Source organism: Kitasatospora sp. NE20-6, assembly GCF_045862635.1.
On record NZ_BPRL01000112.1, the window covers coordinates 1 to 12482 of the forward strand.

At 73.0% G+C, this 12482-nt stretch carries 13 protein-coding genes and 1 pseudogene; 5 read left to right on the top strand and 9 right to left on the bottom strand.

What is annotated here, in order from left to right; genetic code table 11:
• Window positions 1–129 precede the first annotated feature (129 nt).
• From SNE206_RS39030 to SNE206_RS39060, 7 genes are all read right to left on the bottom strand, one after another.
• Window positions 130–966 carry a type 1 glutamine amidotransferase domain-containing protein gene (locus SNE206_RS39030; protein ID WP_405013597.1) on the bottom strand — a complete coding sequence of 279 codons (837 nt, stop codon included), beginning with the start codon at window positions 964–966 and terminating at the stop codon, window positions 130–132.
• Window positions 967–1047: 81 nt separating this feature from the next.
• Complete coding sequence (locus SNE206_RS39035; protein WP_407918348.1) at window positions 1048–1740, bottom strand: EthD family reductase; 693 nt, start codon at window positions 1738–1740, stop codon at window positions 1048–1050.
• 58 nt (window positions 1741–1798) lie between these two features.
• Window positions 1799–2107 carry a muconolactone Delta-isomerase gene (locus tag SNE206_RS39040; protein WP_405013595.1) on the bottom strand — a complete coding sequence of 103 codons (309 nt, stop codon included), beginning with the start codon at window positions 2105–2107 and terminating at the stop codon, window positions 1799–1801.
• 68 nt (window positions 2108–2175) lie between these two features.
• Window positions 2176–3633, bottom strand: coding sequence for an ankyrin repeat domain-containing protein (locus SNE206_RS39045; RefSeq protein ID WP_407918349.1), 1458 nt, complete (start codon window positions 3631–3633; stop codon window positions 2176–2178).
• A gap of 45 nt (window positions 3634–3678) precedes the next feature.
• Window positions 3679–4353, bottom strand: a complete 675-nt coding sequence (locus tag SNE206_RS39050; protein ID WP_407918350.1) for an NAD(P)H-binding protein — start codon at window positions 4351–4353, stop codon at window positions 3679–3681.
• An 85-nt stretch (window positions 4354–4438) separates the two neighbouring features.
• Entirely contained in the window at window positions 4439–4801 is a 363-nt protein-coding gene (locus SNE206_RS39055) for a nuclear transport factor 2 family protein (protein WP_407918351.1), read from the bottom strand.
• A gap of 149 nt (window positions 4802–4950) precedes the next feature.
• Window positions 4951–6423: an MFS transporter gene (locus SNE206_RS39060; protein ID WP_407918352.1), complete on the bottom strand. Its 1473-nt coding sequence runs from the start codon at window positions 6421–6423 to the stop codon at window positions 4951–4953.
• A 229-nt stretch (window positions 6424–6652) separates the two neighbouring features.
• Between SNE206_RS39060 and SNE206_RS39065 the strand changes: the two genes are divergently transcribed.
• The 5 genes from SNE206_RS39065 (at window position 6653) to SNE206_RS39085 (ending at window position 10339) form a co-directional block, all read left to right on the top strand.
• Window positions 6653–7093, top strand: coding sequence for a VOC family protein (locus SNE206_RS39065; RefSeq protein WP_407918353.1), 441 nt, complete (start codon window positions 6653–6655; stop codon window positions 7091–7093).
• 37 nt (window positions 7094–7130) lie between these two features.
• Window positions 7131–7814, top strand: coding sequence for an SDR family NAD(P)-dependent oxidoreductase (locus SNE206_RS39070; RefSeq protein WP_407918354.1), 684 nt, complete (start codon window positions 7131–7133; stop codon window positions 7812–7814).
• Window positions 7808–8521: a TMEM175 family protein gene (locus tag SNE206_RS39075; protein WP_407918355.1), complete on the top strand. Its 714-nt coding sequence runs from the start codon at window positions 7808–7810 to the stop codon at window positions 8519–8521. Before SNE206_RS39070 ends, SNE206_RS39075 begins: the two co-directional genes overlap by 7 nt.
• Window positions 8522–8686: 165 nt before the next feature.
• Complete coding sequence (locus SNE206_RS39080; protein WP_407918356.1) at window positions 8687–9640, top strand: NADP-dependent oxidoreductase; 954 nt, start codon at window positions 8687–8689, stop codon at window positions 9638–9640.
• A 63-nt stretch (window positions 9641–9703) separates the two neighbouring features.
• On the top strand, window positions 9704–10339 hold the full coding sequence (locus SNE206_RS39085) for a nuclear transport factor 2 family protein (RefSeq protein WP_407918357.1): 636 nt from the start codon (window positions 9704–9706) through the stop codon (window positions 10337–10339).
• A gap of 239 nt (window positions 10340–10578) precedes the next feature.
• Here the strand turns inward: SNE206_RS39085 and SNE206_RS39090 are convergent, their stop codons facing one another.
• Complete coding sequence (locus SNE206_RS39090; RefSeq protein WP_407918358.1) at window positions 10579–12222, bottom strand: glycoside hydrolase family 13 protein; 1644 nt, start codon at window positions 12220–12222, stop codon at window positions 10579–10581.
• 124 nt (window positions 12223–12346) lie between these two features.
• A pseudogene (locus SNE206_RS39095) lies at window positions 12347–12482 on the bottom strand (6-phosphogluconate dehydrogenase); the annotation flags it as partial.

Below are 12482 nucleotides of genomic sequence, written 5' to 3' on the forward strand. Positions count from 1 at the left end.
ACCGGCGGGGGAGCGGCCCCCCCGGGGGGGGGGGGGGGCCGGGGGGGGGCGGCCGCGGGGGGGGGGGGGGGGGGGGGGGGGGGGGGGGCGCGGCCCGGGTGCGGGACCCCGGGCCGCGGACTGCACGGGTCAGGCCTTGAAGCCCCACTGGCGGAGTCCCTGCTCCAGCACCTCGACGACCTTCTGGCCGGTGAGGTAGGAGTCGGGCGTGGAACGGCCGGTGATGAACGGGTAGTCGACGATCACCGAGGTCTCCTTGCCGAAGTTGCCGTGGAAGGCGCCCTCGGGGGCGGTGGCGTCGCGCAGGATGTACTCCAGCGGGTACGGCGGGGGGCCGATCACGAAGTCGGTCCCCATGAAGCCGGTGCCGTCCTTGTAGTCGTACTCGATGCAGTGGCCCGTGACGTGCTTGTTGCGCAGGATGCTGACCCGGTGCTCCTGCTCGCGGGCGAAGGCCAGCGCGGCGACGCCGTAGCACTCGGCGGCGATCGGCAGGTCGAGGTTGTAGAACGCGAGGATCAGGTCGTGCACCCGCCAGTTGTTGGCGAGGTCGACGATCGGGCCGCTGCCGCCGACGATGAGCAGCGCGTCGTAGCGGTCCGCGATCTGCGTCTGCACGTGCTCGCGGCGGTGGTTGTAGCCCTCCCAGGCCCGCAGGAAGTCGTTGCGGCTGCGGTAGGGCCGGTCGGGCAGCCAGGTGGAGAGGTCGAGCGGGCTGTCCAGGCGGTCCGAGGTGTCGAACGCGCGGACCTTCTCGGCCATCTCGGTGCTCGTGACCGAGCGGCCCAGCGGCGGGTCGATGTACTCGGGGTCGTAGCTCGGCGGCAGGGCCACCGCGCGCTTGCCGGTCGGGGTCGCGAAGGTGACCTCGTAGCCGGCCTTGTCGAAGGTCTCCAGCGGGCCGACGAGTTCCTCGCCCCAGTAGCCGTACTCGGACAGGACGATGAGGATGCGCTTCTTCGCCATCGGGGATGGCCTCCATCGGTAGAAGGGGTGCGGCGGGCCGGTGCGGGGCGCCGCCGCGGTGATCGCCGGTGCGACCCGGTGTCAGGCGGTCTCGGTGCCGATGACCCAGTGCTCGCGGACCGCCATGCGGTGCAGGTAGCGGGGCTCGACGAACTGCTTGAGGTCTTCCTCGGCGCGTGCGAACTCCGGGGAGTCGACGGCGGCCTGCAGGGCCGCCTCGTCCTCGAACCAGAGCTGGTAGGCGGCGTCGAGGATGGTCTCGCCGACGGCGTACGCGCCGTCGCGGACGTGCCCCTGCTGGTAGCGGACCAGGCCGGGGACGTCGAGGGCGAGCTTGGCGTGGGCGCCGAGGCTGCGGCTGCGGAACTCCTCGACGGTGGTGCCGTTGGTGCGCTTGGCCAGCAGCACGAGCTTCACCGGGTGCGGGTGGAGCGGGCCGGGGCCGGCGAGCAGCGTGTGGGCGTCGGTGTCGAGCACGACGGTGCGCCAGAACGCGGCCCAGTTCGGCTCGTCGAGGCGGGCGCCCTGGAGGAACTCGGGCGACTGCAGCGAGGCGAGCTGGTCCTCGTCGTTGTCGAGCCAGATCTCGGCTATGCCGCTCCACAGCGGGTCGGCGGGCTCGGGGCCGAGCGGGATCCGGGTGTCGACGCAGTACCGCCGGATCTGCTTGATCTTGGAGGCGTAGTTCGGCGCGTGGACGTCGAGCCAGTAGCGCTGGAACTCTTCCTCGGTCATCCCCGGCCGGGGGTGAGCGAAGATCAGCTGGTGGATCACGGGGGGCTCCTTTGCGGGGTGTGGCCGGCCCCGGGGGTGCCCGGCGCCTGCGGCGGGGTCAGACCTGGTAGCGCTTCTTGACGTCCTCGGCGAAGCCGAGGTAGTCGCGCAGCGGCCAGACCTCCTCGAACTCCAGGTACTCGCGCATCGGCAGCCGGCCGAGGGCGGTGCGGTCGAGCTCCTCCGCGTCGGGCGAGTCGATGATCGCGATGACGCGCTTCTGGGCGGCGACCTTCCAGATGCCGACGCAGAAGCCGGAGTCCATCGTCTCCTTGGCGTGCTCGGCCTCCTCCTGCTCGACCTCCCAGAGCTCGTCGAGCGAGATGCGGCCCTCGTGGTTCCAGCGCATCTGAACGTAGAACAGCATGTGGTCTCCTCCGGTGGTGTGGGTGCGGTGGGCGGGCGGCCGGACGGCCGCCCGCCGGACCGGGCGGCTCAGGCCGCCGGCGCCGCCTCGGCCCGCAGCAGGGCGGTCAGCGGGTGGTCGCCGCCGAACACCTCGGCGGCCAGGTCGTACGGGGTCTTGCCGTCGTGGCCGCGCAGGTCGGTGCGGGCGCCGGCCTGGACGAGGATCCGCGCGCACTCCTCGTAGCCGTGCCAGAGCGCGTCGTGCAGCGGCGTGTAGCCGTTGGTGGCGCCCTGGAAGTCGAGGTCGACGCCGCCGTGGGCGACCAGGTCGGCGGTGATGCCGGCGTGGCCGTTGTAGACGGCCTTGTGCAGCGGGACGGCGCCGAAGCACGGCTCGACCGCGTTGACGTCGGCACCGGCGGCCAGCAGCAGCCGGGCGATCTCGTCGTGGCCGTCGCGGGTGGCGACGTGCAGCGGGGTGTGGCCGTCGTTGAAGCCGTTGAGGCGCGGGGCGCGGGCGTCGACCTCCGCACCGGCGGCCAGCAGGGCGCGGACCTCGCCGGCGTCGTCGGCGACCACGGCGGCCATGAGCCGCTGCTCGGCGACGTCCTCCGCGTCGTGCTTGCGGCGCTCGTCGAGCAGCTGCTCGGCCTGCAGCAGCAGGTCCTTGCCGCGGGTGTTGACGTTGAGCTCGTAGGCGAAGTGCTCGCGGAGCGAGAACCCGTAGTGGGTGTGCAGTTCCAGGCCGGCGCCCTGGTCGAGCAGGTAGGCCACCAGGTCGGGGAACTTGAACCAGAGGGCGTCCATGAGCGGGGTGTGGCCGGTGGTGGGCGCCACCGCGTCGACGAAGGCACCCCCCTCGACGAGGGCCCGGGCGACGGGCACGCTGCCGCTCTGGCAGGCCTTGTGCAGGGCGGTCGCGCCGGCGCGGGCGTCGGCGGTCCGCGGGTCGGCGCCGGCGGCGAGCAGCAGGCGGACGACCGCCTCGTCGCCGCGGCCGGCGGCGATCATCAGCGGGGTGAGGCCGGTCGCGGGGTCGGTCAGGTTGACGTCGGCCCGCTCGACCTCGACGAGCCGGCGGACGGCCTCGGCGTCACCGCTCCCGGCGGCGGCGACGAGCCGCGGCTGGCGGTCGGCGGTGAACGCCGCGACCTCGGTGTTGGGGTCGAAGTAGACCTTCCAGCGGACGATCTTGCCGGAGTCGTCGACGACGAAGCGGTGCGCGTCCTCGATCCGGAACTCCTGGCGGGTGCGGGTGTGCGCGGCCCGGGTGTACACCACGGCGAAGGCGGTGTCGCCCTCCGCGCGGAGGTCCCGGACCTCGTAGTCGAGCACCTCGGTGGTGTCGGCGCGGACGCCGAAGGCCGCGGCGACGGCGGTCGGGCCGAGGTGCCGGCCGAGGTAGGGGACGACCTGGTTCCACTCGTCCGCGGGGAGTTCGAAGTCGATGTCCTCGGAGAAGGTGGCGAGGACGGTGTCCATGTCCCCCCGGCCGAGGGCGGCGAACCACCCGGCGACGACCTCGTGGGTGCGATTGCTGTCCATCGGGCACAGCTCCAATCAGACGGGTCGGTGAAGGTCCGGGCCCGGTCAGCGCGCGGTCGACAGGTCCGGTGCGAGGCCCTGGAAGAGCTCGTCCCAGCCGGTCCGCGCGGTGCCGGGCGCGTTGTACATCTCGAAGGTCACGGCCAGGGCGGACGGGCTGTACAGGGCCTGCACGCAGGCGTCCGCGACGTCCTGACGGCTGATCTGGCCGTCGCCGAGGTCGCCCTGCTCCAGCCGGACGGCCCCGCCGCGCCGGCCGTCGGTGAGCCAGCTGGGGCGGACGACCGTGTAGGGCAGGCCGGAGGCGCGGATCGCGTCCTCGCCGGCCAGGCGCCAGTCGAGCATGCGGCCCTGGGCGTTGATGGGGTGTCCCTTGCGGGTCACGTAGATCTGGCTGACCAGCACGATGTGCGGCTTCCCGCCGTCGGCGGTGGCGGCGTCCAGGACGTTGCGCACGCCCTGGTACATCGTCGCCTCGGGGCTGTTCGGCCCGCTGTCGGCGGTGCCCGGCTCGACGCTGATCACCACGGCCGAGCACCCGGCGAGCGGCGCGGCCAGCGAGGCGCGGTCCCGGATGTCCGCACGGAAGGACTCCGCGGCGCCGGCGCCGCGAGCCCGACGGCTCACGACCCGTACCCGCTCGCCCTGTTCGAGCAGACCCGCCACGACCAGGCGGCCGACCCGGCCGGCTCCGCCGACCACCGCTACCGGATTCTCCACAGCCTTCTCCTCCGACGTGTCGCCGGGCCCCGGGCTCCGGCGGTGCTGTTGCGACGACAGGCGCGGCCGTGCCGCGCCGGGGGTTTCAGACGAACCGGCCCGTGATGGCGGCGATCTCTCCGCCACGGACGAGGTAGGTGTAGGTGATGTCCTCGACGAGCCCCTGCGGGGTGCGGAAGTCGTAGCGGACCGTCAGGGCGGCTCCGCCGCCGGCCGGCCGGACGGGCCCGGCCGCGACCTCGCGGTACCGGCCCCCGGGCCGGACGACCCAGCGGACGAAGAACGCGCGGAGCACCTCGTCGCGCCCCGTGTGGACGGCCCCCGCCATGTCGATCCGCACCTGCGGTGCGAGGGCCGCGTGCAGGGCGGGCACGTCGCCCCGGTTGGCCGCGGCGATGAAACCGCGGACCGCCCGGAGGGCCTCCGGGGTCTCCGTCGGCTCTGCCATGTCCCCTCCGGACTCCCCCGAGGCGGGACCGCCTTGCCTCGGACACAACTCAACCATTGCTGTCATTTTTTGTCAATTACTCTGTCAATCACGCCTTCCGGGGCCGCCCGCCACGGCGTGGGGACCGGGCGGGCGGGCACCGGAAGGGGTCACTGCCGGGCGGCGACCGGGTCGGCCGCGGGCACCGCCGGAGCGGCCGGGGAGGCCGCTGCGGCCCCCTTCGGCTGCCGGAGGCCCTGGAAGCCGATCAGCAGGCCGGTCAGCGACATCAGACCCGCGACCAGGAAGGCCCAGCGGTAGCCCGAGACGCCCTCGCCGCTGCCGCCGGTGGCGGTGAGCACCGCGGCCAGCACGGCCACGCCGACGCCCGCACCGACCTGGTAGGACGCGGTGATGAGACCCGCGGCGACACCCTGGCGCTCGTCGGCCACGCCGCTGACGCCGGCGATGTTGACGGTCGGGTAGACGAGACCGTTGCCGATGCCGTGCAGGATGATGCCCGGCAGCATCACGGCGGCGTAGCTGCTGTTCGCACCGACACCCAGGTAGAGCAGCACGCCCACGGCCTGGATCAGCATGCCGACCGTGACGACCGCCCGGACGCCCCACCGGCCGACCAGCGGACCGGCCGCGAACTTCGCGACGGCGACGATGACCACGCCGAGCGGCAGGAAGGCGAAGGCCGTCTTCAGGGCGCCCCAGTGCAGGGCCTCCTGGAGGTAGAGCGTGGCGACGAACTGCCAGCCGATGGTGGAGCCCGCCCAGACCACGCTGATCAGGTTGGCGCTGCTCAGCGACCGGGAGTGGAAGATCGACAGCGGCACCAGCGGCGAGCGGTGGCGCGACTCCACGGCGACGAAGGCCGCCAGCAGCACCACGGCACCGGCCAGGACGGCGATGGTGCCGGGCGAGCCCCAGCCCCAGGCGGGGCCCTGGACGAGCCCGTACACGAGGGCCATGACGCCCAGCGTCACGGTCAGTGCGCCGGCGAAGTCGAAGCTCTGGCGCGGGCCGGCGACCCGCGGCGCGTCCGCCTTGATCAGCGGGCTGGCGGCCAGGACGGCGATCGCGATGACGCCGGGGGCGAAGAACACCAGGCGCCAGTCGATCTCGGTCAGGACGCCCGAGAGCACCAGGCCGAAGCTGTAGCCGCCGGCCCCGGTCATGGCGAACACGCCGAGCGCGCGGTTGCGCTCGGCACCCTCGCGGAAGGTGGTGGTGATCAGCGACATCGCCGCCGGGGCGGTGAAGCCGGCCGCGATGCCCTTCAGCACGCGGGTGGCCACCAGCAGGCCGCCGTCGGTGAGCACGCCGCCGAGGAGGCTGGCGGCGATGAACAGCACGGTCGCGGCGATGAAGGTGCGGCGGCGGCCCCAGACGTCGGCGACCCGGCCGCCGAGCAGCAGGAATCCGCCGTAGCCCACGGTGTAGCCGGACACGAGCCACTGGAGCGAGCCGTCGGAGAGGCCGAGGCCGGTCTTGATGCTGGGCAGCGAGACGCCCAGCAGCGAGATGTCGAGTGCGTCGAGGAACACGGCGCCGCACAGGATCAGCAGCGACAGCTGCTTCCTGCGGGCCGTCAGTTCCCCCGCACCGGTCGGTGCACGGTCGATGGTCGTCATGGCGGGTCTGACTCCTCTGGTCTCTGGTGCGGAACGGGCGACATGCCGTCCGGAAGCGCTGCACTCAACGGCACGGATGTCGGCAGAGGGTGCAGTCACCAGAAAACTGCTTGAGTCAATTATTGTCAATCGCACAGTCAATCGCTTAGGCTCATCGGCACTGTCGGCGGCACTGCGAGCGACTGTCGCGTGCTGCCGTGACGCACTCACCCCGCATCACGGAGGACGTATGGCCACCGTCGTGGCGAAGCAGGTCGCCGACCACCTCGCAGGGCTCTCCACCTGCCTGGTCGTCGCCGACATCGACCGGGCGATCGCCTGGTACGGCGACACCCTCGGGCTCGAACTCGTGAACCGCCTCGACATGCCGGAGCGCGGCGAACGCGTCGCGTTCCTCGGCCACGGCGCGCTGCGGCTCGAACTCGCCGAGCGCACCGGCTCCGCCACCCTGCGGCGCGCCGACCCCCCCGAGCACGGCTTCGTGCAGGGCCCCAGCCACCTGGCCTGGTACGTCGACGACCTGGACGCCGTCCTGGCGGCCCTCGAACCGCTCGGCGTGCCCGTCACGATCGGCCCGGTCGACGTCACCCCGCTGGGCATCCGGGTCGCCTTCGTCCGCGACCCGGAGGGCCACCTCATCGAGTTCGTCCAGGCCGGCAGCCACCCCTGACCGTCCGTCACCCCCTCTCAGGATCGGAGGAACACCGGTGCCGCACACCGCTCTCGTCACCGGCGGAAACCGGGGCATCGGGCTGGCGGTCTGCCGCCGGCTCGCCCGCTCCGGCCTCGACGTCGTCCTCGGCGCCCGCGACACCGAACGCGGCCGCCGGGCGGCCGCCTCCCTCGGCCCCGCGGCCGTCCGGGTGGAGCAGCTGGACGTCGCCGACCCGGACAGCGTCGAAGCCTGCGCGAAGCGGCTCGCCGCCGACGGCGTCCAGGTCGACGTCCTCGTCAACAACGCCGGGATCTACCCGACCACGCCGTTCTTCGACGTGTCCGAGGAGACCATGGCGGACTCCCTCCAGGTGAACCTGCTCGGCGCGTACCGCACCTCCCGGGCCTTCGTGCCCGGCATGGTGGACCGCGGCTACGGACGGGTCGTCAACATCTCCTCCACCGGCGGGCGGATGTCCGGCGGCGGGCCCGGCCCCGCCGCCTACGGCATCGCCAAGGCCGCCCTCAACGCCCTGACCCTGGTGGTCGCGCACTCCGTGCCGTTCCACGTCAAGGTCAACGCCGTGTGCCCCGGCTGGGTCCGCACCGACATGGGCGGCAGCGGCGCGCCGCTCACCCCCGACCAGGGCGCCGACACCGCCGTCTGGCTCGCCACCCTGCCCGACGACGGCCCCACCGCCGGGTTCTTCCAGGAACGGAGACCGATCACATGGTGACCGCGACGGAGACCCGTGCGACCGAGGCGGAAGCCGACGACTCCATCGAGATGCCGGAGATGTCCACCGCCCGGCTGGAGGCCTTCAGCGACGGCGTGTTCGCGATCGCCATCACGCTGCTGATCCTGGAGATCCACGCCCCCTCCGAACAGGCCATGCACGCCGGCCTCGGATCGGCCCTGCTCCACCTGTGGCCGTCCTACCTGGCCTACTCGATCACCTTCCTGCTGATCGGGATGATCTGGCTCAACCACCACCTGATGTTCCACTACATCATCAGGACCAACCGCACCCTGATGATCCTCAACCTCATGCTGCTGCTGTCCGTGTCGTTCCTGCCGTTCCCCACCGCGGTCCTCGCCGACGCGGTCAACGCGGGGGCCGGCGAGAAGACCGCGGCCGCCTTCTACGGCATCGTGCTGATCCTCGGCGGCGTCTTCTTCAACGCCATCTGGATCTACGCCTCGAAGGACCACCGCCACCTGGGCGCGCACATCTCGCCGGGCCAGGCCCGGCGCATCCGCGCCCGGTTCGGCGTGGGGCCGTTCCTCTACCTGACCGCGGTCCTGCTCTCCTCGGTCAGCGCCAAGATCAGCATCGGCTTCTACGTCGTCCTGCTGCTGTCGTACTTCATCGACGTCAGCCCCAAGTCCGGCCGCAAGGACGCCTCCGGGGCCGCCGAGCCCGCCGGGGCCGAAGCGGGCTGACGGGGGCCGGGGCCACCGCGCCACGCGCCGCCCGCCGTTCCGCGCCGCCCGCCGCCACGCCCCCGCACCGCACCCACCCGCACCGCACCGGATCCCCGGCCGTACGGCCGCGCGCGCCCGCCGCGGTCACCACGAACAAGGCCACCACGAACAAGGAGTACCGACATGTCCGAAACCATGCGCGCGGTCCGCCAGCACAGCTTCGGAGGCCCGGAGGTGCTGCAGATCGAGGAGGTGCCCCGCCCGGAGCCGCTCTGGACGGAGGTCCTCGTCCGGGTGCACGCGGCGGGCGTCAACCCCGTCGACTGCAAGACCCGCTCCGGCGGCGGCATCTCCCCCACCCAGGGCCCGCTGCCCATCACCATCGGCTGGGACGTCTCCGGCGTCGTCGAGGCCATCGGTTCGGGCGTCACCCGGTTCGCCCCCGGTGACGAGGTCTACGGCATGGTCAACTTCCCGCGCATCGGGGCCGGTTACGCGGAGTACGTCACGGTCGACTCCCGCCAGCTCACGTTCAAGCCGGACCGCCTCACCCACGAGGAGGCCGCCGGCGTGCCGCTGGTCGCCCTCACCGCCTGGCAGAGCCTGGTAAGCGTCGGCCGCACCGGCCCCGGCACCCGCGTGCTCGTGCACGGCGCCGCCGGCGGCCTCGGCCACCTCGCCGTGCAGATCGCCCGCGCCCGCGGCGCCTGGGTCTGCGGCACCGTCGGCACCCGGCAGGTCGACCTGGTGAAGAGCCTCGGCATCGACGAGGCCTACGACTACACCAAGGTCCGCTTCGAGGACCTCGCCCACGACATCGACGTGGTGGTCGACACCGTCGCCGGCGACAACGGCCTGCGGTCGCTGAAGACCATGCGCGCGGGCGGCGTCCTCGTGTCGCTGCCCGTGCCGCCGGACGACGAGACCGTCGCCGAGGCCGCCCGCCTCGGCCTGCGCGCCGTCTCCCTGACGGTCGAGACCGACCGGTCCGACCTGGAGCACATCACCGCCCTGATCGAGGCCGGCGCCCTGCGTCCCATCATCGGCACCGTGCTGCCGCTGGAGCGCGCCGACAAGGCCCACGAGCTGATCGAGACCGGCCAGGCCCAGGGCAAGGTCGTCCTCAAGGTCCGCTGACCCGTCCCGGACCCTTCTCCCCGCTCCCTCTCGGAGCACCGCTCCCACCAGGAATGAGGATCCATGCCCATCATCCGGGTCAGTCTCATCGAAGGCTTCGCCAGCATGGCGGAGAAGGCCCAGATCACCACCGAGATGACCGACGCACTCGTCACGGTCATGGGCGAGGTGGCCAGGCCGTTCGTCTACGTCACCGTCGACGACATGAAGCCGGGCGCCACCTCCGTCGGCGGCAACCTGCTGACGGAGGAGATGATGCGCGGCGGCATCGTCAGCTCCGAGCAGGAACTGGCCGTGAAGCTCACCCCCAAGCGCGTCCGCACCGCCTACGAGGCGCTCGACCGCGGCGACCGCGCCGAGATCGCCCAGTACTGGGCCGAGGACCTCGTCTGGTCCGTCCCCGGCGACAACCCGCTGGCCGGCCAGTACAAGGGCCTCGACGCGTTCCTGGCGTACGTGGGCACCCGCAGCGAGCTGTCGGGCGGCACCTTCCGCTCCGAGGCCGAGCAGATCATGATCGACGGGCACCTCTCCGTCTACCTCTGCCGCAACTCCGCCCTGCGGGCCGGCGAGGACTGCTCCTGCGCGCTCGTGGTCGACGCCATCCAGCTGCTCCACTGGGAGGACGGCAAGGTCGTCTCCGGCCAGGAGGCGTTCTTCGGCGACGGCGCCACCGGCAGCAACACCTTCTGGCGCTGACCGTCCGTCCACTCCCCCCACCCGCGCGGGTGCGGCCTCCGTCCGGGCCGCACCCGCGTCGCCGTACGCGGGCCCCGCACCGCCGTACGGCGTCCGCGCCGCCGCCCGGGCCCCGCACCCCGGCGCCGTCCGGGCCGGCCGGCCGTACGTGAAGGGCCGCATGGAAGGGCCGTACGTGAAAGGGCCGGGAACCCGAGGTTCGGGTTCCCGGCCCTTTCACGTACGGCCGCGCGGGGAGGTCAGAGCGACAGCCACACCGCTGTGTCACCCGGCAGCAGGGGCCCGTCGAGCGGGCCGGAGGCCAGCAGCACCTCCGTGTGCTCCGGCAGCGGCACGGGATCCGCACCGGTGTTGACCACGACCGCGGTACGGCGGCCCCGGCGGAAGGCCAGCACCTCCTCGGCGGCCGGCAGCCACGCCAGGTCGCCCTCCCCCAGGTCCTCGCAGCCGCGGCGGACGGCCAGCGCGCTGCGGTACAGCGTCAGCACGGAGGCCGGGTCGGCGAGTTGCGCCGCGGCGCTGCGGTCCTTCCACGCCGCGGGCTGGGGCAGCCACGGCTCCCCGGCGGCACCGTCCGGCGAGAAGCCGAACGGCGCGGTCTCCCCCGACCACGGCAGCGGCACCCGGCAGCCGTCACGGACCGGGCCGCAGCCGCCGGACCAGAACCGGTTCGGGTCCTGGAGCACCTCCGCCGGCAGGTCCTCGACCTCCTCCAGGCCGAGCTCCTCGCCCTGGTAGATGTACGCGCCGCCCGGCAGACCCAGGGTCAGCAGCGCGGCGGCCCGGGCCCGGCGGGTGCCGAGCTCCGGGTCGGAGGGCGTGCCGTACAGCCGCTTCGCGTCGTCGAGCGAGGTCTCCGCGCGGCCGTACCGGGTGACGTGGCGGATCACGTCGTGGTTGGAGAGCACCCAGGTGGGCGGCGCGTCGACCGGGGCGAGCACCCGCAGGGTCTGCTCGACGACCTCCCGCAGCCGGGGCGCCTCCCACGGGCAGTCCAGCAGGCCGAAGTTGAAGGCGGTGTGCAGCCGTCCGGGCGCCAGGTAGCGGGCCAGCCGGTCCGGCGAGGAGACCCAGGCCTCCGCGACGAACGTCCGCTCCCCCGGGTACGCGTCGGCGATGCGGCGCCACTCCCGGTAGATCTCCAGGGTGGCGTCGCGGTCGAAGTAGGGGTGGTGCTCGTCGGCGGCCGCGCCGAGCAGGCCGGTCGCGCTCTCCTCGATGTCCGGGTAGGCCGGGTCCTTGGTGAGGCCGTGCGCCACGTCGATCCGGAAGCCGTCGACGCCGCGGTCCAGCCAGAACCGCAGCACCGACGCGAACTCCTCCCGCACCTCGGGCACGTCCCAGTCGAGGTCGGGCTGCGCGGCGGCGAAGAGGTGCAGGTACCACTCGCCGTCCGCGACCCTCGTCCAGGCCGGCCCGCCGAAGACGCTCGGCCAGTTGTTCGGAGGCAGCTCGCCGTCCGCGCCGCGGCCCGGCCGGAAGTGGTACCGGCCCCGGGCCGCCGACCCCGGACCCGCGGCGAGCGCCTCGCGGAACCACGGGTGCTGGTCGGAGGTGTGGTTGGGCACCAGGTCGACGAGCACCCGCAGACCGTGCGCGTGCGCCTCGGCGAGGAAGGCGTCGGCCTCGTCGAGCGTGCCGAAGACCGGGTCGATCGCCCGGTAGTCGGCCACGTCGTAGCCGGCGTCGACCTGCGGCGACACGTACCACGGGGTGATCCACAGGGCGTCCACGCCCAGGCCGGCCAGATGGCCGAGGCGTGCGCGCAGCCCGGCGAGGTCGCCCGTCCCGTCGCCGTTGCCGTCGGCGAAACTGCGGATGTAGACCTGGTAGATGACGGCGTCGCGCCACCATGCGGGCGGCGGCGGGGTGTTGCTGTCCATGCGTGCTCCGCTTCCGTTGCGAGGAGGACGCCGGGCTGCCGCTCCTCCGGGCAGCCCGGCGGTGGGCGATCGGGGTGGCGATCAGGTGGTGCCGTACGGGGAAACCGCGCCCGCCCGCCGCGGGTTACTTCGACTCGACCGCGTGGCCGCCGAACTGGTTGCGCAGTGCGGCGATCATTTTCATCTGGGGGGAGTCGTCCTGGCGGGAGGTGAAGCGGGCGAAGAGGGAGGCGGTGATGGCGGGGAGGGGGACGGCGTGG